The sequence below is a fragment of the Niveispirillum fermenti genome (assembly GCF_048066175.1).
Classification (GTDB): domain Bacteria; phylum Pseudomonadota; class Alphaproteobacteria; order Azospirillales; family Azospirillaceae; genus Niveispirillum; species Niveispirillum fermenti.
The window spans coordinates 42,670-66,962 of sequence record NZ_JBLTXA010000017.1; the positions used below are offsets into that span (position 1 = coordinate 42,670).

Annotated in this window: 16 protein-coding genes; 7 read left to right on the plus strand and 9 right to left on the minus strand. The window is 65.9% G+C overall.

All coding sequences use genetic code 11. From position 1 onward, the window contains the following. Positions 1-142: 142 nt before the first annotated feature. Together pyrC and ACM9LZ_RS16500 are read left to right on the plus strand one after the other, a co-directional pair. On the plus strand, positions 143-1,207 hold the full coding sequence (pyrC, locus tag ACM9LZ_RS16495; RefSeq protein ID WP_416620592.1) for a dihydroorotase: 1,065 nt from the start codon (positions 143-145) through the stop codon (positions 1,205-1,207). Positions 1,208-1,292: 85 nt separating this feature from the next. Further along, positions 1,293-1,967 (plus strand): orotate phosphoribosyltransferase, encoded by a 675-nt coding sequence (locus tag ACM9LZ_RS16500; protein ID WP_416620593.1) that lies wholly within the window; start codon positions 1,293-1,295, stop codon positions 1,965-1,967. A 22-nt stretch (positions 1,968-1,989) separates the two neighbouring features. On the opposite strand, the gene ACM9LZ_RS16505 is transcribed toward ACM9LZ_RS16500, so the two are convergent. Both ACM9LZ_RS16505 and ACM9LZ_RS16510 read right to left on the minus strand, forming a co-directional pair. Continuing rightward, a complete protein-coding gene (locus ACM9LZ_RS16505; RefSeq protein WP_416620594.1) occupies positions 1,990-2,601 on the minus strand; it encodes a hypothetical protein in 612 nt (203 codons plus the stop codon). A gap of 317 nt (positions 2,602-2,918) precedes the next feature. Beyond that, complete coding sequence (locus ACM9LZ_RS16510; RefSeq protein ID WP_416620595.1) at positions 2,919-4,637, minus strand: methyl-accepting chemotaxis protein; 1,719 nt, start codon at positions 4,635-4,637, stop codon at positions 2,919-2,921. 491 nt (positions 4,638-5,128) lie between these two features. On the opposite strand from ACM9LZ_RS16510, the gene ACM9LZ_RS16515 reads away from it, so the two are divergent. Then, a complete protein-coding gene (locus tag ACM9LZ_RS16515) occupies positions 5,129-5,446 on the plus strand; it encodes a hypothetical protein (RefSeq protein WP_416620596.1) in 318 nt (105 codons plus the stop codon). A gap of 43 nt (positions 5,447-5,489) precedes the next feature. Here ACM9LZ_RS16515 and ACM9LZ_RS16520 read toward each other — a convergent pair whose 3' ends face one another. After that, positions 5,490-6,770 carry a serine hydrolase domain-containing protein gene (locus ACM9LZ_RS16520; protein WP_416620597.1) on the minus strand — a complete coding sequence of 427 codons (1,281 nt, stop codon included), beginning with the start codon at positions 6,768-6,770 and terminating at the stop codon, positions 5,490-5,492. Between the two features lie 24 nt (positions 6,771-6,794). Then, positions 6,795-7,181: an RT0821/Lpp0805 family surface protein gene (locus ACM9LZ_RS16525; RefSeq protein WP_416620598.1), complete on the minus strand. Its 387-nt coding sequence runs from the start codon at positions 7,179-7,181 to the stop codon at positions 6,795-6,797. 358 nt (positions 7,182-7,539) lie between these two features. On the opposite strand from ACM9LZ_RS16525, the gene ychF reads away from it, so the two are divergent. After that, positions 7,540-8,637: a redox-regulated ATPase YchF gene (ychF, locus tag ACM9LZ_RS16530; RefSeq protein ID WP_416620599.1), complete on the plus strand. Its 1,098-nt coding sequence runs from the start codon at positions 7,540-7,542 to the stop codon at positions 8,635-8,637. 438 nt (positions 8,638-9,075) lie between these two features. Beyond that, on the plus strand, positions 9,076-10,953 hold the full coding sequence (locus ACM9LZ_RS16535; protein WP_416620600.1) for an autotransporter domain-containing protein: 1,878 nt from the start codon (positions 9,076-9,078) through the stop codon (positions 10,951-10,953). 264 nt (positions 10,954-11,217) lie between these two features. Here the strand turns inward: ACM9LZ_RS16535 and ACM9LZ_RS16540 are convergent, their stop codons facing one another. The 5 genes from ACM9LZ_RS16540 to ACM9LZ_RS16560 form a co-directional block, all read right to left on the minus strand. Continuing rightward, positions 11,218-13,590, minus strand: a complete 2,373-nt coding sequence (locus tag ACM9LZ_RS16540) for an efflux RND transporter permease subunit (protein WP_416620601.1) — start codon at positions 13,588-13,590, stop codon at positions 11,218-11,220. Between the two features lie 41 nt (positions 13,591-13,631). Further along, entirely contained in the window at positions 13,632-14,600 is a 969-nt protein-coding gene (locus ACM9LZ_RS16545; RefSeq protein ID WP_416620629.1) for a WD40/YVTN/BNR-like repeat-containing protein, read from the minus strand. Between the two features lie 219 nt (positions 14,601-14,819). After that, on the minus strand, positions 14,820-16,160 hold the full coding sequence (locus ACM9LZ_RS16550) for a DUF1329 domain-containing protein (protein ID WP_416620602.1): 1,341 nt from the start codon (positions 16,158-16,160) through the stop codon (positions 14,820-14,822). 38 nt (positions 16,161-16,198) lie between these two features. Further along, a complete protein-coding gene (locus ACM9LZ_RS16555) occupies positions 16,199-18,436 on the minus strand; it encodes a DUF1302 domain-containing protein (RefSeq protein ID WP_416620603.1) in 2,238 nt (745 codons plus the stop codon). 328 nt (positions 18,437-18,764) lie between these two features. Beyond that, entirely contained in the window at positions 18,765-21,665 is a 2,901-nt protein-coding gene (locus ACM9LZ_RS16560; protein ID WP_416620604.1) for an EAL domain-containing protein, read from the minus strand. Between the two features lie 212 nt (positions 21,666-21,877). Between ACM9LZ_RS16560 and ACM9LZ_RS16565 the strand changes: the two genes are divergently transcribed. Together ACM9LZ_RS16565 and ACM9LZ_RS16570 are read left to right on the plus strand one after the other, a co-directional pair. After that, positions 21,878-23,296, plus strand: a complete 1,419-nt coding sequence (locus ACM9LZ_RS16565) for a YcjX family GTP-binding protein (protein WP_416620605.1) — start codon at positions 21,878-21,880, stop codon at positions 23,294-23,296. Continuing rightward, on the plus strand, positions 23,293-24,279 hold the full coding sequence (locus tag ACM9LZ_RS16570; RefSeq protein WP_416620606.1) for a YcjF family protein: 987 nt from the start codon (positions 23,293-23,295) through the stop codon (positions 24,277-24,279). Before ACM9LZ_RS16565 ends, ACM9LZ_RS16570 begins: the two co-directional genes overlap by 4 nt. The last annotated feature ends 14 nt before the right edge of the window (positions 24,280-24,293 follow it).

Consider the following 24,293-nt stretch of genomic DNA (forward strand, 5'->3'; position numbering starts at 1 on the left):
GCGGTCAACAACCCAGCCGCGCATCACCACCCCTCTTGCGGGGCCGCCCGTCCCCGGCGCAGGCCCGGCCTTCCACCGCAACGCTTGAGTGGCAGGGGCTTTGGCCCTAGACAATCCGGCAACTGCCAGGGGATCGAACGACATGACCGCGCCCGCACAGCCAGGCCCGCAGCGCCTGACCATCCATCGCCCGGACGATTGGCACCTGCATCTGCGCACCGGCGCCATGCTGCGCGCCGTGCTGCCGCATTCCGCAGCACAGCTTGGCCGTGCCATCGTCATGCCCAACCTGGTGCCCCCCGTCGTCACCGCCGCCCAGGCCGATGCCTATCGGGCGGAGATCATGGATGCCCTGCCGGCCGGCAGCGGCTTCCGGCCGCTGATGACGGCGTACCTGACCGACGGCACCGATCCCGATGACCTGGAAGCCGGGCACAAGGCCGGGATATTCACCGCCGTGAAGATGTATCCGGCCCATGCCACCACCAATTCCGCCCATGGGGTCACCGACCTGGACAAGGTGGCGCCGGCACTGGACCGCATGGCCAGGGTCGGCCTGCCGTTGCTGGTGCATGGCGAGGTGACGGACCAGAAGATCGACATTTTCGACCGCGAGGCGGTGTTCATCGATAGTGTCCTGCCCCGGATCATGGACCGGCACCCCGACCTGAAGATCGTACTGGAACATATCACCACGGCCGAAGGTGTGGCGGTGGTGCGCAGGCACGGACCAGCCGGCCGGCTGGCTGCCACCATCACGGCGCATCACCTGATGATCAACCGGTCCAGCATCTTCGCGGGCGGCATCCGCCCGCATCTCTACTGCCTGCCCATTGCCAAGCGGGAAACCCACCGGCTCGCCCTGCGCGAGGCGGCGACCTCGGGGGAACCCTGGTTCTTCCTGGGCACCGACAGCGCGCCGCACCCGGTCGGCGCCAAGGAAACGGCCTGCGGCTGTGCCGGCATCTATACCGCCGCCACCGCCATCGAACTCTATGCCCAGGTCTTCGACGAGGAAGGGTCGCTGGACCGGCTGGAGGCTTTCGCCAGCCTGAACGGCCCCGCCTTCTATGGGCTGGCCCCCAACGCAGACACCATCACGCTGGAGAGAAGCGGCCTGACCGTGCCCGACATCCTGGATGTCGACGGCCGCAACGCCGTGCTGCCCTTCCGTTCGGGCGAGCGTCTGGACTGGCGCCTCGTCTAATAGCCGTGCCCGTCGGCGCGGATACCGGGGTCAAGATCTCCCGGCCCCGGTTCAACCCGCCCCCACCCGTCCGCAGGAACATGCCATGATCGACGCCGCCACCGCCGCCACCCAGACAGCCCGCATCCTGATCGAGACCAAGTCGGTCCTGTTCAACGCGGAAAAGCCGTTCATCTTCACGTCCGGCCGCGCCAGCCCCGTCTATATCGATTGCCGCAAGCTGATCAGCTTTCCGCGCGCCCGGCGCTTCCTGATCAATGCGGCCAAGGATCAGCTTTGCCGCGAGGCGGGGTTCGAGGCGTTCGACGCCGTGGCGGGCGGCGAGACGGCCGGCATCCCCTATGCCGCCTTCATCTCCGACGCCATGGACCTGCCCATGCTCTATGTGCGCAAGAAGCCCAAGGGCTTTGGCCGCAACGCCCAGATCGAAGGGCAGCTGCTGGAGGGCCAGCGTGTGCTTCTGGTGGAGGATCTGGCCAGCGAGGGCGGATCGAAGATCAATTTTGTCAAGGCGCTGCGCGATGCCGGCGCCATCGTGGAGCATATCTGGGTCGTGTTCCATTACGGCATCTTCCCGCAGTCCGAACAGACCATGGCCGACATGGGCGTGAAGCTGCACGCCCTGGCCACCTGGTGGGATGTGCTGCGCGTGGCCCGCGAGGGCAATTACTTCGACAGTCACACCCTGTCGGAGGTGGAAAAGTTCCTGCACGCGCCGGAGGCCTGGTCGGCCGGCAATGGCGGCACGGAAAAGGCCTGATCCGGGTCCGGCAGGGGCAGCGTCAGCGGTCCAGCGTGTCCAGGGCGATATTGGCGGTCAGCACCCCGATGGGCCGGCCCGTCCACGGGTCGGTCAGCGTGATGCTGGCCGCGATGACGTAATCATCGGCCGATTCGTCGTAAGCGGGGGGTTCCACCAGTATCGCCCCCGGCCCGGCCGGCAGGGTTTCCATGAATTTCGGCTCATCGGACTGGTCATAATCGCTGGTCAGCCGGGTGGCGGCGATCAGCAGGCCGCGATCATCCATCAAGGCCAGGTCGGCCAGCAGACCGGCCAGCGGCAACCGCAGCAGAACCAGTTGCCGTGAGAGCGGCCCGCCCAGCACCTGATCCAGAAGGGGGCCCACACCCCTTTTGGCCTGCAGGCGCCACTGGTTGTCGCGCTCGGCGATCAGGGCCGGCGGCCAATCATCATTGCCGGCACTGGCGCTGCGTACCCCGTCCAGCAGGATGGGGTCGGCCAGCAGCACGGCCGCCAGATCCCGCAACAGCCCCTCGATCCGGGGCCGCTGGTCCGACAGGCTGACAGGATCGCCCGGGGCCTGGGCGGAGCCGCGGTGGCAGGCCACCGCCAAGGTCAGGACCGACATCGCCACCAGACCGATGAAGCGCATCTCCGCTCCTTTGCCGACGTACACCTGGCCTTCGCCGACGTGACCGTCGCAAGGCATTATACAGCGGCCAAAATCCTGACCGATGGTCAAGGTTTTCGGCACCTCAAGCGCCCGCGACCACATCCGCGGGCGCCGGCGCCCGCCAAGTGGCGTGTGACGGCAGTCGCCGCCGTACCAGCTTGCGATGAGTTCCACTCACCGGGATCTGGCATTAACCATGATCATAGCAGCATCGACCGGCTGCCACCGCAACGAAAAGGCCCCCATCCGGGTGGATAGGGGCCTGTTCGGAAAGGTTCAGCAATGATGCGGATGGATCAGGCGCTGCGCACCTGGGCCAGGAACCGATCCACGGTCTGACCCAGCATGCCGGACTGCCGGGCCATGTTCCGGGCCGCGGCCAGCATGTCCGTGGCCGACGAACCGGTCTGGTGCGCCACCTGTTCCAGGCTTTCGATGTTGCGGGTCACTTCCATCGTGCCCATGGAGGCCTGCTGCACGTTGCGGGCGATCTCCTTGGTGGCGGCGTCCTGTTCCTCCACCGCGCCGGCGACCATCTCGGAGATGTCGTTGATCTCCGCGATGGTGCGGCTGATGGTGACGATGGCGTCGACCGCCTCCTTGGTGGCGTCCTGCATCGTGGTGATCTGGCTGGCGATCTCCTCGGTGGCCTTGGCCGTCTGGTTGGCCAGGCTCTTGACCTCCGAAGCCACGACCGCGAAGCCCTTGCCGGCTTCACCGGCGCGGGCCGCCTCGATGGTCGCGTTCAGGGCCAGCAGGTTGGTCTGGCTGGCAATGTCGGAGATCAGCTTCACCACGTCGCCGATGGACTGGGCGCGCTGGGCCAGCGACTGGACGGTGCCGTTGGTCTTCTCGGCTGTCTTGGCGGCATCGCGGGCGATGCGGGCGGAGGTGTTGACCTGGTTGGAAATCTCGGCCAGCGAACCGGCCAGTTCCTCCGTGGCGCTGGCCACCGACTGCACATTGGCGCTGGCCTGCTGCGTGGCGGCGGCGACGGCACTGGTCTGGGCGCGGCTTTCCTCCGCCGAGGCGGACAGGCCCTCGGCCGTGGACTGCACTTGGCTGGAAGCGCCCGACAGTTCGGCCACGACACCCTTGACGGAGCTTTCGAAGTCGGACGCCAGCTTCTCCATGGCGGCCTTCTTCTCCACAGCGGCCTGACGCTCGGCCTCCTCCTGGCGGCGGCGCAGGTTGTCCACCTCAAGGGCATTGTCCTTGAAGACCTGCACCGACTGCGCCATGGCGCCGATCTCGTCACCGCGATGGATGCCGGGGACCTGAACGCTCAGGTCGCCGCCGGCCAGCTTCGACATCGCGCCCTGCATCTCCTTCAGCGGGCTGCCCACGATCTTGTGCAGCATCAGGACCAGGATGCCGATCAACACGGCCAGCACGATGATGGCGATGATCGAATTGCCCATGGCGGCCGACGAGATCGCCGACTGCACATTGGACCGGCTCCAGGCCACGGTCAGGGTGCCCACCTGGTCACGGTTGGCACCGGCCCGCACGGGGGCCTGCGCCACCAGGAAATTCCCCATGTCCAGAACCTTCAGTTCCGGCACCGCGTTGGGCAGTTTGGCCGAGGAGAAATCGAACCCGGGCACGCCGTCCGGCAGCGGCTTGTCCTTGGTCGGATACTCGATCAGCACGTCGCCATCGGCGTCCACGACCTTCACAGCCGACAGGCTGGTGCCGGGGGCATTGGCCAGATCGGCATAGGCATCGGCGATGGCATCGGCATTCTTGAACCGGACGGCAGCCGACATCTGGGCGGCCAGCATCTCGGTCACCTGGCTTTCCGAGCGCTTCGACAGTTCCAGCATGGCGCTGCTCATCGACGCGGCGCTGAGCCCGATCACCGCCCCGAGGCCGATGATGACCGGCACGGCAATGGAAAAGGCAATCTTGCGGCTGATGGACCAGTTGCCGAAAAGCGTGCCACGCCCCCCGGCCGCCCCCTTGGCGGGAGCCCCGGCCCCGGCCGGTCGCATAGTCCGATTGATGTTGCTCATCTGGCTGAACCTCTCCTGTCCTTAACTCCGCAAGCATAACCAGATACTTCGTCCGGGCTACCGCATGGGCGAAAACCAATTCATTCCCATTGTGCATTGCGGAACCCGGCGAAAGACCTCTCAAAACTTACCGCTTCCAGGCAAACGTCCGTTTGTATTGCATTTTATTAAAACGCCCACCCGGCCCGTCCGGTGGGGATTGCCCCTTGCCCAGCCGGCATACTTTCGCATAGGTATAACCGAGCTTGTAACGAAATTGTAGGCGTATCTACGACCGAAGTCGCAAGCGATCAGAAGCTGATCCGACCGAACGGGGGCGTCAACCCTTTCAACTGGGGAATGCCCGCGGATGGTTAAGGGAATGTTTATAGAATAGTGAGAAGTAAGCCCGGGGAGGGGCGCCGGCGGATTGTCATCGTCCGCTGCAAAAGCCAAAAACGAAGTCGGAAACTTGCTTGCAATCAGGCGGCAACGAAAAGATAGGGGCTTAGATGATGAACAAACTCATGGTGCCTGTGTCGGCTGTGGCGCTCCTGGTCCTGGCGGGAGCCGCGCAGGCGGAATGCGTGCTGAACGACCCGCCGGTGCTGCCGGACGGCGCCACGGCGCAGGAAGCGGAGATGGTCGCGGCACAGCAGGCCGTGAAGGCCTATGTCGCGGAAACGCAGGAATTCCTTTCCTGCCTGGAATTCGAAGGCCGTGGCCGGTCGGGTGGCGACTGGACACGCCGCTACAACGACGCTTCCAGCCGGATGGAGCGCCTCGCCGCTGAATTCAACAAGCAACTGCGCGCCTTCAAATCGAAGTGATCGGGACATCAGGGCCGGACGTCGACCGACGTCCCGCCTCGCCTCAAGGTGGCGGAGATGCGGCGGCCTCCCCCTCCAGGGGTGCCAGGGGTTCCACCGTGACCTTCGGAACGGCAGGCGGCTTGACGATGGGGGGCATGTCGATCTTGCCGTTCAGGTCCCTTGCCCGGCGGACGCTGAGCCCGTTCACCGACCGGAACTCCGCCGGCGGGGTGATGAGGGCCTTTGACACCAGGTTGGGCAGGGCCGATTCGTCCCAGTCCGCCGCAGCCGGCCCCAGCCGCAGGATCACCAGTTCCCGCCCCCTGGACACATAAAGCCGGGCCCCGTCCTCCCCCGACCAGAAGATCGTGTCACCATCGGTGAAGGGTTTCCTGGCACCGTTGCCATTCTTCGCCTCGAACGGCCAGGCCATCCGGGTGCGCAGCCCGTCATGGCGCGAATGGGGGATGGGCCGTTGCATCTGGTCCAGCCAGGGGGCCGGCACCAGGGCCGTATTCCCCGCCATCCCGCCTTCCAGCAACAGCAGGCCGGGGCGCAGCCAGTCCCGCGCCGTGGCCCGCACGCAGCATTGCAGATAGGCCGCCCCGTCCCCCGAACCTGCCGCCAGCAGGCCCGGCCGTGCCCCAAGGGGCCGCCACAGCCGCTCCGACAGATAATCGGCCACGGGCACGCCGGCCGCGCGGGCCAGCACGATGCCCAGCACCTGCATTTCCACGCCGTGCGGTTCGAACCGGCTTCCCGGTTCCGCCACCAGGCGGGCCGACAGGGTCCAGGCGATGGCATCGGGGCCCGGCGGCGCCTCCGGCGCGTCCAGGCCGCTGGTGCCTTCCAGCAACTGGCGCAGGGTCACGCGGCCGCGGTCGTCACCGGCCCATTCCGGCAGCCAGGCGGCGATGCCGGTTTCCAGCCCCGGCACCACGCCGTCGCGCTGGGCAAGGCCGGTCAGCAGCGTCATAAGGCCCGGCACCAGGCCCGTACCGTCCAGCATGTCGCCAGCCTGGACGCCGGGGGCATAGATCTCAAGCTGCAGGGCGCCGGCGTGCCAGACCAGCAATGCCTTGCTGTTGCTGGCCGTCGCAAAATCGCGGATGGATTTCAGCCCGTCGGCGGAAAAGGCCTGATCGGGATCCCCCATGGGCAGGACAGTGCCCGAGCCGGAGGGCAGCGGCAGGTCGACCAGGGGCCCGACCGCTTTCTCCGGCAGCAGGATGCCGGCCGGATCATCCGTCCCCGGCCCCGTGTCCCGAGCGCCCAGCCACAGGACGGCGGCCAGGGCCGTGGTGGCGAACAGGGCGGCGGCGATCAGGTAGGGGCGGCGCATGGGGCCTCCGTCGGCTGTGCCCCGTCAGGAGCCGTGGCGATACAGAGGATAGTCCCGCGCCTGCACCACCTCCCAGACCCCGTCGGGCTGCCGGCAGAAGAAGCCGGTGGCGTGCTGGTACATCTCCTCCAGGATGACGACGGAATGGAACTCCCGGCACGGGCGGTTCTGTCCGTCATAACCGTCGCGCAGCACCTTCACGGAACCGCGCTTGCCCGTCAGCGGGTTGGCCCAGCCCACGGGAACATCAACGGGCTTGCCGCCCAATTCACGCAGCGCGCCCTGGAAGCCGGCAAGATCGCTGTCCTCCATCACGATGCTGGTCGGCTTGGGCGGCGGGGCCGGCGCCTCCACCACGGGCGCCGGGGGGGCCGGCGGCGGCTTCGTCTGACATCCGGCCAGTATCAGCATCAGGCAAATCGTTCCCAGGTGCCGCTTCATGTTCCAACCCGCTGTAGGATCCGTCCTCGAGATGGCTCTCTAGTGCCAAACCCCGGGGGACCTAGGCAAGGGCGAACCCGCGCCCCGCTGATCATTTGGCCCGGCAAAATGGCGGAAGCGTGGCGGCGGGCGGGCCGGCACATGGCGTTCCCGGCCAGTGCCGGCTTGGGACGGGATGCCATACCGGCCGGTGACGGCCGGTGACGGGATGCCATACCGGCCGGTGACGGCCGGTGACGGGATGCAATGCGCCCCCGTCATTTGCATTCCGGGCCGGGATCGCCCATAACCGGGACCAGATCGGAACCTTCCAGCGAAGCATCATCCCATGGGATTCAATTGCGGTATCGTCGGCCTGCCCAATGTCGGCAAGTCCACCCTGTTCAACGCGCTGACCAGCACGGCGGCGGCCGAGGCCGCGAACTATCCCTTCTGCACCATCGAGCCGAATGTCGGCCGGGTCGGCGTGCCCGATCCGCGGCTGGACAAGCTGGCGGAGATCGCCAAGTCGCAGAAGATCATCCCCACCCAGCTTGAGTTCGTGGACATTGCCGGCCTGGTGCGTGGAGCGTCCAAGGGCGAGGGGCTGGGCAACCAGTTTCTGGCCAATATCCGCGAGGTCGATGCCATCGTCCATGTGCTGCGCTGCTTCGAGGATGGGGACATCACCCATGTCGAAGGCTCCATCGACCCCGTCCGGGACGCCGAGACGGTGGAGACGGAGCTCATGCTGGCCGACATGGAAAGCCTGGAGAAGCGCCTGCCGCCGCTCCAGAAGAAGGCCAAGGGCGGGGACAAGGAGGCCAAGGCCCTGTCCGACCTGATGGAGCGCGTGCTGGCCGTCCTGCGCGACGGCAAGCCCGCCCGCACCGTCGAGGTGGCCAACGAGGAGCGCGACGCCTTCAAGCAGATGGCGCTGCTGACCGGCAAGCCCGTCCTTTATGTCTGCAACGTGGAGGAAGAGAAGGCCGGCACGGGCAATGCGCTTTCCGAGCGGGTGGCCGCGATGGCCGCCGGCCAGGGCGCGGGCAGCGTCGTCATCTCCGCCGCGATCGAAGCCGAACTGTCCCAGCTTTCGGCCGAAGACAAGCTGGATTACCTCCAGTCCCTGGGTCTGGAGGAGCCGGGACTGAACCGGCTGATCCGCGCCGGCTATTCCCTGCTGGGCCTGCTGACCTTCTTCACGGTCGGCCCGAAGGAGGCACGCGCCTGGACCGTGCGCAAGGGCGCCAAGGCACCGGAAGCCGCCGGCGTCATCCATACCGATTTCGAGCGCGGCTTCATCAAGGCCGAGACCATCGACTACAACAGCTATGTCACGCTGGGGGGCGAGGTCGGGTGCAAGGAAGCCGGCAAGATGCGCATGGAAGGCAAGGAATATCTCGTGCAGGACGGCGACATCTTCCATTTCCGCTTCAACGTCTGATCTCCCTCCTTCCGGCCTTCCCTTGCGCATGGAGGGTTATACGTATCTGCATTGATCAAGACCCTGTGGTCCTGATCAATGCGGCCCTCATGCATCGGGCGCCGCCATCCGGCCACTTGGCTCACGCTGGCTCACGCGCATGGGCGCGCGGGCGCTCAGCGCGCCAACCGGGGCGCCAACCGGGTTGCGATGAGCTCCACTCACCGCAACTGGGTATTACCTCTCCAGAGTCAGCCCGGAAAGGCGGCATTCACATGCGAATGCCGCCTGTCGCCGTTCGGGTTGTGTCAAGAAGGCCGCAATCACCGGAATAATGCGCGCGCGGGCCCTGCTTCCCTAACGTCACCCCCTTTCACTGTCCGTGGGCTTTGGATACCGTTGGTGCGTGCAGAAACGGGCGCACATGAACGCAGCCCGGACTGTGGGAGGAATGATTTGATGACCAACCGTCTTCTCGGCGGCACCGCTGTGGCCGCCATCCTGTCCCTGTCCGCCTTTGCCGGCGCCACGACCGTTGCCCAGGCGCAACTGGCCGATGTCAATTCCATGATCGTCTTCGGCGACAGCCTGAGCGACACGGACAACCTGAAGAACCTGGACCCTGCCAGCCGGCCGGGCGCGCCTTATGTGAACGGCCGGTTCTCCAACGGTCCCGTCTGGGCCGAGACGCTTTCCGCCACGCGGGGCTGGACCCTGGACGGCCGTGCCTATGGCGGTGCGCGGGCCACCCGCAACACCCCCATCGACCTGACGGCGCAGGTGAGCGCCTATCTGGCCGGCGGGCGCACCATTTCCGCCAACAGCATGGTTGGCATCTGGATCGGCGGCAATGACTACATCGCCGTGCTGACCCAGCCGCAATCGAACCCGACCGCCGCCGCGCAGGCCGCCATCGCCGCCACGGCGGGCGCCATCACGACGCAGGCCGGCCGCCTCTACAGCGCCGGCGCGCGTCAGTTCGTGCTGGTCAACCTGCCGCCGCTGGGCTCCATCCCGCTGACCAGCGGCCTGTCGGCCAGCGACAAGGCCGCCGCCAATACGGTGGCCGACCTGCATGCCGAAGCCATCCGCGCCGCCGCCGGGGCCCTGCGCCAGCAGGGGGCCACGGTGACCGTGGTCGATGCCAAGGCCCTGTTCCAGGACATGCTGGCCAACCCGTCCACCTATGGCTTCAACAATATCACCGTTCCCTGCTATGCCCCGCTGGGGCCGGGGGGCTCGCTGGTGCCCACGGGTGCCTGCGCCACGGCGGCGGGGGCCGCGGGCTCCGTCTTCTTCGACGCGCTGCACCCGACCACGGCCGCCCATAATGTGGTGGCACAGTTCGCAGACGGCACCCTGTCCAGTGCGTTCGAGGCACCGGCCGCCCTGGCCACCAGCACGGAAGCCGCCCAGCGCCTGATGGATCTGGCCAATGACGGGCTGTCGGCCCGAATGGCCGGTGCCCGCACGGGTCAGGCCTCCGTCAATGTCGTCGGCGCGCAGGCCGGACAGGATGGCCGGTTCGGCCTTTTCAGCTTCGGCAGCTATCTGACCGGTGACCGCAAGCCCGTGCGCGGCCAGCTCGGCTATGATTATGACGGCTTCAATGCCGGCCTGGGCATCGACTATCAGGTCGACCAGCATGTCATCGCCGGCGTGGCCGTCAGCTATGGCAAGATCAACCTGGATACGGACGGCAATTATTCCAGCCTGGACGCCAAGGCCGTCAACCTGACCACCTATGTCACGGCCGCCATGGACGCGATGTGGGTCGATGCGGCCCTGTCCTACAGCTTCGATGATTACAAGTCCGACCGCATCACGCGGTTCAGCCCCTATCCCACCGCCCACAGCGACTTCAAGGGCAATACCTATGCCGTATCCGGCACGGTCGGCTATACGCCCGTGGCCGGCAGCTTCGCCATGGGTCCCGTTGTCGGCCTGCGCTACGCCAAGACTCGGGTGGAAGGGTTCAGCGAGACCGGCGGCGGCCCGCTGGCCCTGCGCTGGGATGATTTCGATGCCGAGAGCCTGGTGGGCAGCATCGGCGGCCAGATCAGCGGCGTGGGCACCAGCTTCATCCCGCAGGTCCGGCTGGCTTACGAATATGAAATGAAGGGCGACACGCGGGCCATCACGGGCCACTTCGCCAATGGTGAACTGGTCGGCACCGATCCGGGTGCCGGCAAGCGCGGGCATCTGGCCATCGGGGCCGGACTGGTCCATGAGACGGCGGACAATGTCGCGGTCTCGCTGGGCTATGTCGGGCGCTTCGCGGCCGGTGGCGACCGCAGGGACCATGCGCTGTCGGCGCATCTCAAGATCGGCTTCTGAGGGACAGGCGACAGGCTCAGATAGCCAGGGGCCGCGGCGGGCAACCGTCGCGGCCCTTTTTTCATGGCCGGTTCCCGCCCTGCCGTTTCCTTCCCTGCGGTGCTGATCACGGTTCGGGAAGGGTGGGGGCTCGGGGAGGGTGGGCAACGGACAAAGCTCAAAAAAAACCCTGGCGACGGCAGTGCCGGATCGCCAGGGCCAATCCCCCCAACCCGATAACCGTCGGCACCCCACCTGCCGACGATCCGGGACCAGGATCGAGGATCAGTGCGCCGCGTAGGTCCGCTTGGACGCGCGACGCACCTCCGCCTCATATAGTTTCGGGAAAATCTTGTAGAGCAGCGCCGCCACGGCCGGCAGCAGCACGATGGCGCCGATCATGTTGGCCAGGAAGATGAAGGTCAGCAGCACGCCCATATCGGCCTGGAACTTCAGGTCGGAGAAAATCCAGGTCGCCGTGGCCACGGCCAGCGTCAGGCCCGTGAACAGCACCGAACTGCCGGTCTCCTGCAAGGTGCGGTAATAGGCCTCCGCGAAATTCAGCCCGTGCTTCAGATAGCTTTGCAGGCGATTGAAGATATAGAGCCCGTAATCCACGCCGATGCCAACGCCCAGCGCTGCCGCCGGCAGGGTGGAAATCTTCAGCCCGATACCAAGCCATGTCATCATCGCGTTGCACAGGATCGACACGACGATCAGCGGCAGCACCGCAGCCAGCGAGCCGACGACCGACCGGAAAGTGATCAGGCAGAACGTGATGACAGTGACATAGACCAGCAGCAGCATCGGCTTTTCCGCCGACATCACGGCCTGGTTGGTGGCGGCCATCACGCCGACATTGCCGGTGGCCAGGTTGAACGCCACCGTCTCCGACGGGTTGTCCTTCTTGTACTGTTCGACGGCATCAACGATGCGCTGGATGGTGCCGGCCATGTGATCCTTGGTGAAGATCATGACGGGCATGACGGAACAGTTGGAATTCAGCAGCCCGGTGGATGTCTCGATGGGCGTCACGGACCGCACCAGCACCTGGGAATTGCGGGGCAGCACGCGCCAATTCAGGTTGCCCTCGTTCCAGCCCGCATTCACCACCTTCATGGCCGTGGCCATGGACATGGCGGACTGCACCCCCTCCACATTGGAGATGGCCCAGGTGAAATCGTCGATCTGCTTGATGATGTCGTAATCGATGCAACCATCATCCTTGGTTTCCGCGATGACCTGGATGACGTCCACACCGATGGCGAATCGATCGACGATCAGTTGCGCATCCTGATTGTAACGGCTGTCGGGCCAAAGTTCGGGCACGCCCGCCTCGGTATCGCCCACCGTCATATGCCGCTGTTCCCAAGCGGAGAAGCCGAAAATGGCCAGGCCGATCAGCACCATGATCGAAGCGCCCTTGGGCCGCGCGAAGGCGGCGAGCCAGCCCCAGACACGGTCGAACCGGTCCACCTGCCCCGCCACACGCGACTGATACTTCGTCCCCAGCGGCAGATAGGACAGAACCACGGGCAGCACCCACAGATGGGTGATGATGATGATGATCATGCCCACCGACGCCGCGACGGCCAGTTCCTGGATCATGCGGATCTGGATGATCGCGATGGTCAGGAAGGCCAGGGCATCGGTGAACAGGGCCGAGGCGCCGGGCACCAGAAGCCGTTCGAAGCTGGTCCGCGCCGCCGTATAGGCGTCCGCCCCCTTGCCCATTTCCTGCGAGATGGTGCCGACATTCTGCACGCCGTGCGAAATGGCGATGGCGAACACCAGGAAGGGAACCAGGATGGACAGAGGGTCGATGCCATATCCCAATATGACCAGCAGCCCGAACTGCCAGATCACGGTGCAGAGCGAGATGCCCAGCATGGCAAAGGTCAGCATCCAGCTTTTGCCATAGCCGTAAACCAGAACGGCCGTGATGACGAAGGCGATGCCGAAGAACATCACCACGCTCGCGGCGCCATCTGCGATGTCGCCCATGGCCTTGGCAAAGCCGATGATATGGACCTGGATCCGGTCATCCTCGTACTTCTGGCGGATATCCTCCAGTTGCTTGGCGACCGCCATGTAATCCAGCTTCTCGCCTGTGCGCGGGTCGGTTTCCACCAACTGCACACTGACCAGGGCCGCCGTGAAATCCTCCGCCACCAGACGCCCGACCTGTCCCGATTTCAGGACATTCTCACGCACGATGGGCAGCCATTCCGGCGTCGGCTGGAACTCGGCGGGAATGACGTTGCCGCCCGCGAACCCGTCCTCCACGATCTCGATGAAACGGACATTGGGCGTGAAGATGCTGGTCACGCTGGCCCGGTCAACGCCGGGAACGAAAAACACCTCGTCCGTGACCTGTTTCAGCCGGGCCATGAATTCCGGCGTGTAGATATCCCCTTCCTTCACCGACAGGGCCACCAGCACGCGGTTGGCGCCCCCGAATTCCTTCATGTGCTTGGTGAAGGTCTGCATATAGGGATGATCGAGCGGCAGGGTCTTCTCGAACCCGGCATCGACGCGCAGCTTGGCGCCCTGCCAGCCCATGAAGGCGGTCAGGATCGCGAACACGACCAGTACCAGAAGCCGGTACCGGAAGGTCCATTTTTCAAGCCGGAACAGGAAGGACGGGGATTGGGACATATCGCTTCGCCTTGGGCATCAAGGGATCGGGTCGGGCGGGATCAGGGATTGGCCGTGAGCGGGCCCGCTTCCCCAAGCAGGATGACCTGGCCACCGGCGGCCTGAATGACATCCGCCAGACCGACACGGTCGGGGCGCTGGATGCCGGAGAAGGTGCGGCCGCCATCCTTGCTGGTCAGCACAGTGCCCTGGGCGCCCACCAGCACGACCGAACCATCGGCCAGCACGGCGCCACCCATCAGGCCCGCCGTGGTGCCGCTGTCGATGGCGGTCCAGGTCTGGCCGGCATCATCGGTGCGCAGGATGTTGCCCTGCAGGCCGTAAACGAGAAAGCTCTGCGGTCCCAACGCCAGCGCATCGAAGAAGGAACCATCATAGGGTGCCGCCAGCGGGGTCCAGGTGGCGCCGGCATCCGTGCTGACCAGCGTCGTTCCCGCCTCCCCTGCAATCAGCCGGCTTTCGGGGGTCGGCGCGACGATGGCATTGAAATGGAAATCACTGTCGCTGATCATCCGGCTTTCCCAGGTGGCACCGCCATCGGCCGTCTCCAGGTACAGGCCATAGGCACCGACGGCGATCCCGTGCCGGCCATCGGCACTGAACAGCACATCCATCAGCGGCTGCTCCAGCTCGGGCTCGGCATACTGGACCTGCCAGGTCTCGCCAGCATCGGCGGTGTGCAGGATGACGGCATCGTGCCCGACGGCCCAGCCCTGCCGATCGTCGGCAAAGGCAACACCGGTCAGGGCGGCATTGGCCGGCACCGCGACCTGTCGCCATGACGCACCATTGTCATCGGACAGCAGGATGTGCCCGCGCTCGCCCACGGCAACCAGCCGGTCCCCCGCCCTGGCAGCCCCCAGGATCAGCGAATGCACCGCCAGCGGCGCCATGACGGCCGGCCGCAGGGCCGGTATCCTGGCCTCCTGCGCGGCGGCGGGCAGGAGGCCGGCAGCCAGCAGGCAAAGGCCGCCGGCCAGAAGCCGGGTGACAAGGGGGACACACACCATTTCGCTCACCGAACCTTGCTGGACAGGGTTACCCATGGATGCTCACAGAAGCATCGAAAGGATTCCAGACTTAAAAACCGGAAATTGCCGGCGCCCAACGCTTCATGACCGTGACGATGACGGCGCGTTGCAGCAGGCCGTCGGGCGACGGCTAAAATCAAAGAGACGGCAAAGGGCCGACCGGTTTCACGACCGGCCGGCCCCCTATCCGAGCCTTGATCAGCGCACGCCGGCCCGGCGCAGGCTGTCGGGCGAGAAGTCGGCGTCCGTCAGGCTGGCATCGAACTTGTACGGCGGCTCCTGATTGTCCAGGCCGATCAGCGTGTAGCGGCCGGACTGCAGGTCATAGAGCGTGTCCAGCGTCGACCAGAAGACATTCGCGGAATAATACTGGACCGGGTGGGTTTCACCCACGCGCCACATCTCGCCACGGGCATCCAGATGGTCGGCAACCAGGATCTGCCAGCTATCCTCGTCGATATAGAAGCGGCGCTTGGCATAGATGTGGCTGGTGCCCTGCCGCAGGGTCGCTTCCACCACCCAGACGCGGTGCAACTCGTACCGGGCCAGGTCCTGGTTGATATGGCCGGGCTTGATGATGTCGTCATACCGGGTGTCGGCCGAATGCAGCTTGTAGGAATTGTACGGTACGTACATTTCCTGACGGCCGACCAGCTTCCATTCATACCGGTCCGGCGCACCGGAATAGACGTCGAAATTGTCGGTGGTGCGCAAACCGTCCGACGCCGTGCCGGGATTGTCATAGGCAACGTTGGGCGCGCGGCGCACCCGACGCTGGCCGGGATTATAGGTCCAGGCCGACCGCGGCTCCTTCACCTGGTTGATGGTCTCATGCACCAGCAGGATTTCGCCGGCCAGACGGGCCGGGCTGACCACCTCCTGCAGGAAATAGAGCGAAGTGTTGTTCCGGGTGCCGCCGGGCGCCTGGTATAGATACTTCACCTTCTCTTCCAGCATGATCAGCGTGTAGCTGCCATTGACCTGGGGATTGGCCTGGCCCACGCGGCGCACCGTCGCCGCCTCGCCGCGATAACGCAGCAGGTGGTTCCAGACGGCTTCCACGCCTTCCTTCGGCACGGGGAAGGGAACGCCTTCCTTGGCACCTTCCACGCCGTTGCCGCCATCGGCCAGCTTGGCCCGGCTGGCATTGGCGATGGTCTCGTCATAGATGCGCTGGGGCAGGGCTGCCGTGCGGCGCGTCTGATAGACGTTCATCTTGTAGTCGGGATAGCGCTTCAGAAGGGCCTTCAGACCTTCCGGCAGCTTATCCTCATACTGCGCCATGTTGGCACCGGTGATGGTGAACAGCACCTTGTCCTGCGGGAACGGATCGACCTCGATCGTTCCCTGCTTCCAGTTGGCGGGCGGCGTGGTCAGACCGCCGGTCCATTCGGGGATGGAGCCATCGGCGTTGCCGGCCTTGATGGCCCCCATCGGGGTCAGGGTCTTGCCCAGATCGGCGGCGCTCTGCGCCAGGGCGGGAAGGCTGAAGGCCAGGGCGACGACGCCACCCAGCAGTACGGATTTCATGCGGAACATGCGTTTCCTCCTCGATCGCTCAGGTCAGTGGCTTGGCGTCAGAACGAGTATTTGACGCTGGCCGCGACAAAGTCGCGATCGTTGATCAGGTTGAATTTCCCCGCCCCGAAGAAGTTGGAATAGGAAAGGTCGACGGTGATCGTCTCGCGCACCACGGCGCGCAGGCCCACGCTGATGGCCTTGCGATCCTCCACGAAATTGCCCAGCGGCGTCGGCGTCGTGCCGTTCACGTCATGCTGCCAGGAGATGCTGGGGAACAGGTTGATGCCCGGCATGGCGTTCAGATAGTCGAAGCGAACAGCCGCGCGGTAGCCCCACGAGAAGGCATCGGCGAAACCGTCGGTCGCCAGATCGGCCATGCCGCCGCGGCCCACGAAGGCCGGGTTGCCGCCAACGACCGTGCCGGGCCCTTCCAGGCGCAGCTCGCTCTTCTTGGGCATGTCGGAAATCCAGGTGCCCCCCACCTCGGCCACCAGCACCCACTGGTCGGCGCCGAAGGCGCGCTCGAACGCCTTTGTGGCCGTCATCTGGGCCTGGGTCACATCGAACAGTTCCCAGCCCTTGATATGCTGGCCAAAGAACCGGTTGGCCAGATCGGCCGTGATCTGGGCGGCGTTGGTCCCCTGGATACCGCCCATCTTCTGGACGATCTGGTTGGTGTTGAACAGGGCCGCGGCCTGAACCGCCCCGGTATTGGCACCCACGACCCCACCCGCCGTGGCGCCTGCCGTCTCGAACGCGGCGCGCGTGCCACCCGGCGAACCCGGAGAGGCGGCGATGCCGGCGCTGATGGCGCCCGCCACAGCCGGGCTGGCCGCCTGGATCTGTTCGAAGGTCAGACCCGTGAAAGGCGCCAGGGCCGGATTGCTCGCCACGGCGGTGGCCACCGCGGCGTTGAAGGCGGCACTGCCCTGGGCCCGCCCGGTGGCGGCACCGGTCGCCTGCCCCTGGGAGATGGCGCCCAGGATGGACGGCGCGGCCAGCGTGGCCTGCAGCAACTCCACGTCATCGAGCTGCAGCGGCTGGTCCTTGCGGAAGCTGACCTCGCCCTGCAGGGAGATGCCGAACGGGATGGTGGTGTTGAAGCTGGCGCCGAACAGCTTGATATCCTCCGGATATTCGGCACGGTAGCCGGATGCCCGGGTGAAGTTCGACGGATCGGCCTGGAAGGACTGGAAGGAGCCGACCACGGCACTCAGCACGGGCAGGCGCGAATGGTAGTTGATGTGGTAGAAGCCGAACTCGGTATTGTTCAGTTCCTCGGAGAAGATGCGCAGCGCCACGCCATACTGGCCGCTGTCACTGGGTCGGTCATCCTTCAGACGCGGCACGACGGTGCCGAACGGGGTCAGCGACTGCACGCCGCGCCACGGGTTCAACAGCGGATTCGGGTAAAGGTCGACCGGAAACACGTTGCCACCGGCAATCGCACCCTGGTTGGGGCTGTCGGTGAACAGGTAATTGCCGAAGCCGATGAAGATGTTCCGGCCGCCCGGTGAAGCCGCATCATTGGTGGAGAAGAAGGAGCCCGCGGCCTCCGGCTCGGTCTTGTCCCACTTGAACTGATAGAACGCCTCCAGCGAGACATTCTGGTTAAACGAGAAGTTGATATCCGCCAGGGGCACCGGCAGGAAGCCTTCGCGCAGTTCCGACCCCGGCACGCGCAGGGCCGAGACATCGATCGGGTTGACCGTGTTGATGCCGTTCTGGATGAAGGTGCTTTCACCCCAGCTCAGCACCTGGTTGCCCAGACGGATATCGATGCTGCTGCCGCTGTCGCCCACGGCGAAATTGCCATAGACGAAGGCATCCAGCAGGCGGACGTCGCGGCCCACACGCTCAACGGTGTCCGACGACAGATCGAAACGCCCGGTTCGCCCGGCGGCGCTGCTGGACTTCTTGGCGTTGATCACATCGTAGAAATAGGTGCCGCGGACGAAGGCACCGAGATTGCCATAGCTCAGCTTCAGTTCGTGCGTGGCGCGGGCCGCCAGCGAAACCAGGCCCTTGTCATAGTTCAGGTTGCCGTTGTCGCCATTGATCGAATGGGCGCGACCGCCATTGGCCACGCCGATCAGGTCGGGGTCGGCCCCCTGCACGCGGAACAGCGCGCCCATGGTCAGCGTCGTATCGAAGCTGCCGCGCAGATCGCCACGGTTGAAGCTGACCGCCTGGGCGGTGCCAACCATCATTATCGGGGCCAGGATGGCCGCGGCACTGACACCGGACAGAATCCGGCGATCCAAGCGCACCTGCGGCGTCGATTTCCGTGCCATGCGTTTCCTCCTCGCATCCCATTCTTATCATTCCCCGGCGTGGGGCCGGTGGCCGACCCCATCCAAGGGCCGGGGGAATTACGCGCTTTTCTGTCGTAAAGGTGGCTATGTAGGCACGTCAAGGCTTCTATGCGCGATCACCTGGGGCGCGCGTCGTTTGGCGCCCGCTTTGGCAAAAAAGACACAATTTTTGTCCAGTTTCCAATGGTTTGGACAAAATTGGGGCAGGCCGGTGAAACGCTTGTTTCGTAGGCAGCCCTCACGCCATACGGGAAATTTTGCACTTGCGAGAGACGAAAATGCCTCTCAACCCCTTGTGACGCCTACGTCACCCGACCGGCTCCAGCACACCATTGGGTTGTAGAAAACGCGCCTCCAGGTCGCCCGGCGGCAGAGGACGGGAGAAGAAGTAGCCCTGCATCTCGTCGCAATGATGCAGGCGCAGGAATTCGAGCTGCTCCTGCGTCTCGATTCCCTCCGCCACGACCTTCAGGCCCAGTTGCCGGCCCATGGCGATGATCGTGGCGGCGATGGCGCCCGTATCGGCGTTGATCGGCGCCTCGCTGACGAAGGAGCGGTCCACCTTCAGCGTCGTGATGGGCAGCCGGCGCAGATAGGAGAGCGAGGAATAGCCCGTTCCGAAATCATCGATGGCGATTCGGATGCCACGATTGCGGATCTCGTTCAGCGTATCGGCGATATAGGCCAGGTTGGACATCATGGCCGTCTCGGTGATCTCGATCTCCAGCAGCTCGGGCGGCACGCCATATTCCTGGCACAGCGCGAAGACGCGCTCGGCGAACATGGGCGTGGCGATCTGGCGGACGGAGACATTCACGGCCACAGGCACAGGCGCGAATCCGCGCGCCTGCCAGTCATGGATCTGTGCCAGGGCGGCCCGCATGACCCATTCCCCAAGCGGAACGATCAGACCCGTTTCTTCCGCTACCGGAATGAACTTGGTGGGCGGGATCATGCCGATCTCCGGATGCTGCCAGCGGATCAGGGCCTCCACACCCACGGCATGCATGCTGCCCATGGCGATCTTGGGCTGGTAATGCAGGAAGAACTGGCCCTGCTCCAGCGCCTCGCGCAGGGAATGTTCCAGGGAAAGGCGGGCCACCGCCGCCTCGTTCATCTCCGGCGTGAAGAAACGATAGCCGTTGCCCCCGGCCGCCTTGGCATTGTGCATGGCCGTGTCGGCGTCGCGCATCAGGGCATGGAAATCCTGCCCGTCGCCGGGGAACAGCGCGATGCCGATGGAGGTGGTGACGAAAAGCTGCTGCCCATCGATCCCGAAGGGACGCGACAGGCTGACCAGGATGGTTTCCGCCACGCGGGCCGCCATCTGCGGGTCGGGCAGGTCCTCCGCCACGATCAGGAATTCGTCGGCGCCCAGGCGGCCCACCGTGTCGGCCGCCCGCACACAGCTTCCCAGCCGCTGGGCCAGCGCCCGCAGCAGCTTGTCGCCGGCCTGGTGGCCCAGGCTGTCATTGACCAGCTTGAACCGGTCCACGTCCAGCAGCAGCACGGCAACCGCCGTGCCCTTGCGCCCGGCATGGGCCAGTGCATGCTGCAGGCGGTCCTGCACCAGCGTGCGGTTGGGCAGGCCCGTCAGCGGATCATGGGTGCTGACATACATGAGCTGTTCTTCGAACCGCTTGCGGTCCGACACGTCGGTCATGGTGCCCGTGAAGCGTAGCGGCCGCCCGCCCTCATCCCGGATGGCCTGGCCCCTGGCCTCGATCCAGACCCAGGACCCGTCACGGTGGCGCAGACGGTAGAGCGACAGGTAATCACCCACCTCCCCGTTCAGGTAGCGCTCGATCTGGTTCTGCGCCATGTCCTTGTCGTCGGGATGCAGCAGCCCGTCGAACAGCTTGTTGGCATACATCGCGTCGACCGCGTCATAGCCCAGCATCTCGATGAATTCAGGCGACCACCAGTAGGTGCCCTTCGTATAGGAATTGTCGAACACGCCCGAGCGCGTGGCCCGCACGGCCAGCTTCAGCCGCTCCTCGCTCTCGCGCAGGGCCTGCTCGGCGCGCTTGCGCTGGGTGATGTCCTGCACGACGCAGATGGCCGTGCGCCGGTCGCCCGTGCGCATCTGGCTGACACCGAAGGCCATGGCGAACACCTCGCCATTGCGGCGGCGGCCCTGGATCTCGGCCCGGTTGTCGGGACGCTGCTCCTCCTCCGACCGGCGCAGGCAGGCCATCAGGGCCACGGCCACCCGGGTCCAGTCCCGTTCCTCGATCAGCGTCACGAAGGGCTGGCCCGTCGCCTCTCCGTCGGCATAGCCGAACAGCACCTGGGCGGCGGCATTCATTGTCTCGATCCGCAGATCCTCATCCAGCGTGATGATGCCGTCGGCGACATTGTCCATGATGCCGGACAGGCGCGTTTCACGCTCGCGCAGCGCCTGCTCGGCGCGCACACGCTCCACCAGCGACCGGTCGAACTGGATCAGCACCTCGTTGGTGGTCTTGGCCAGCAGACCCAGTTCATCATCCTCGTGCCGCCGCGGCACGGACAGGAGCTTATCGGCGGGACGCTGCGGATTGATTTCGGCAATGGCCGATGACATGCGCAGAAAGGGCTTGGTGAGGGTGGAATAGAACATCACCACCAGGATCAGGGCCAGCGCCACGGTCCAGATGATGCCGGTGGACAACACGACCCCCGACCGGCGGAAGAATTCCTGGGCAATCAGGAACCGGTCGATGGAGACGCGCAGCTCGCCCACATTCTGGTTGTGCCGCTCGATCACCAGCGGGATGGAATAGGTCTTTTCCACGGGCAACAGCATCTCGGCCAGCCATTTGAGCTGTCCTTCGGCCTGCGGGCGTTCGCGGGCGGCAAGCTGGTTGCCGAAATCCTCCAGTATCACGGCGCGGTAGATGGGCTTGTATTCGAACAGGCCCGTCACGACACGGTCGGCCAGCGCCTGATCGAATGAGTAGGCCGACTCCGCCGCCGCCTCGCGCATGATGGACAGGACCTGACGGACAAGCTGGTCGGACTGACGTTCCATGTCCAGCAGGTCGATGGTGATCTGGGCGGTGGACAGGACCATGCCCAGAACCAGTGTGACCAGTGCCGTGTTGCGCGCCTGCTTGAAGGACAGCCGCTTGCGCAAGGGCACGCGCGCCACGGCGGAAGCCGGCTCGCCCCCGCTCTCCGGCGGGATGTCAGCCTCGGCCTGCTCGGGCGATAACGTCGCTTTCATCCACACCTGCGCCCCTTGTCCGCCGCCGCCCTTCGGCATCCCGCCCCGGAAAACGCCCATCAACGCCTTCCGCCCCGGTCGCACCCGCCCAAAGCGACTTATCCGAACGATAGTCTGCCTTTTCGTCGGTGGATATGACAATCCCTTAAAACCGGGTGAAAGTGCGGGCATATGGCTTAAACTGGCCATGCAGACAGGGAGGTTGAGGCACCTTGGCAACAGGCTGGCGGGAAAATTGGCGGGAGCGCGGGGCCGATCTGGCCGACGGGTTCGGCCAGATGGCGGCGCGGCTGGCAGGCAGCACCCTGCGCCTGGGCGTCACGGGTCTGCGCCGGTCCGGCAAGACCGTCTTCCTGACCTCCCTTCTGGACAATCTTTTGCTGCAGGGCCGGCTGCCGTTCCTGGATGCCGTGGCGCAGGGGCGCTTCATCGGCGCCCGGCTGCTGCCGCAATCCCCCGACAGCAGGATACCGCGGTTCGATTATGAGGGTCACCGCGCGGCGCTGACGGGGCCGGAGCCCGCCTGGCCTTCCCCGACCAGCGCGCTTTCGGAAATCCGCATCGCGCTGCGATACCGCCCCGACGGGCTGGTCAGGCGGCGGCTGTCCGGCGTGGCCACCCTGAACCTGGAGATTCTGGACTATCCCGGCGAATGGCTGCTGGACCTGCCGATGCTGGGCCAGGATTTCGCGGTCTGGTCGGCCATGACGCTGGATTTATGCCGGACGCAGCCCCGCCGGGGGCTGGCCGGCCCGTGGCTGGCGGCCCTTGAGGCAACCGACCCGGCCGGCCCGGGCGACGAATCGGCGGCACGGCATCTGGCCGGGCTCTACACGGATTTCCTGCTGGCCGCGCGCACGCATGATGTCGGCCTTTCGCTGCTACAACCCGGCCGCTTCCTGGAGCCGGGCGACATGGCGGGGGCCCCCGTCCTGACCTTCTGCCCCCTGCCCGGTGCCGCGCCCCATGCCGCCGGCAGCCTGGGTGCGCTGATGGCGGCCCGGTTCGAGGGGTACAAGGAAAAGGTGGTGCGCCGGTTCTTCCGCGACCATTTCGCCCGCATCGACCGCCAGATCGTGCTGGTCGACCTTCTGTCCGCGCTGAATGCCGGGGCCCCTGGCATTGCCGACCTTCAACGGTCGCTGACGACGACGCTGGAAAGTTTCCGCCATGGCCGCACGGGCTGGCTGGACTGGCTGGGCGGCGCGCGGGTGGACAAGGTGCTGTTCGCCGCCACCAAGGCCGATCACGTGGCCGCCCCGCAGCATGAGGCGCTGGCCGGCCTGCTGGACGAGTTGCTGGCCGAACGGCGGCGGCAGATGCAGTTCGACGGCGCCGCCATGGGCACGCTGGCCCTGGCATCGGTCAAATGCACCGACAGCGTCATTACCCGCCATCAGGGCCGTGACCTGGCCTGCGTGCAGGGCATCCTGCGCGGGCGGAAGGACGAAACCGTGATCTTCCCCGGCGAATTGCCCGCCAGCCTGCTGGGTATCGGCGACGATGTCGCCGACCGGTTCGGCTTCGCGGAATTCCGGCCCCGTCCCGGACTTGGGCGCGACGGGCGCGGCCTGCCCAACATCCGCCTGGACCAGGCGCTGCAATTCCTGATCGGGGACCGGCTGGCATGACCGACACGCGCGAACGCATCTGGATCCCGCCCATGGAGTTCGACCCCGCCGAGGCCAAGCCCCTGAGCCCGGCGGAGGAACAGGCATTGACCGCCACCGGGCCGCAGCCCGTGCCGGCCCCGCGGCGCGGCCGGGGACTGGTCAAGGCCCTGTTCCTGTCGCTGGCCGCCCTGTTCGCCGCGGCCATCGGTTTCGACACCGCCGACCTGATCACCCGGGCCTTCGCCCTGTCGCCCGTGCTGGGCTGGGGCCTGTCGGGGCTGGCCGGCATCGCGCTGGGCGCCCTGGGCCTGATGACGGGACGGGAGATCAGGGCCTATCGCCGGCTGGCCAGGGTGGACGGCCTGCGAAGCCGCGCCCTCGCCGCCACCACAGGGGCAGAGATGCGCAAGGTGATGGAGGAGATCTGCGCCCTTTATGCCAGTCGTGACAGCCTGTCCGCCGCGACCAACCGCCTGTCATCCAGCGTCACGGACGCCCATGATGGGCGGGAGGTGCTGGCCCTGACCGACCGTATCCTGCTGGCGCCGCTGGACAAGGCCGCCAACCGGCTGGTTATGCAGGCGGCACGCGACACCATGGTGGCCACCACTTTGTCGCCATCCGCCCTGCTGGACACCGCCCTTGTCCTGTGGCGCAACATGAAGCTGGTGCGGGAAATCGCGGGGCTCTACGCCGCGCGGCCGGGCCTGTTCGGATCGGCACGGCTGGTGCGCCAGATGGCCACGCATATCGGCACGGCCGGGTTGGCGGAAGCCTCCGACGGGCTGGTGGTCGAGGCACTGGGCGGCGGGCTGGCCGGCATCCTGTCGGCGAAGCTGGGCCAGGGCGTGCTGAACGGGGTGCTGACGGCCCGTATCGGGCTGGCGGCCATGGAACTCTGCCGGCCGCTGCCCTGGCTGCCGGGGGGCAAGCCCTCGCTGGCCGCCATCGCCCGGGAACTGTCCCTGGCCAGACCACCGGCGGGCCCACCCCCGGCCTGACGGGTCAAGTGGCG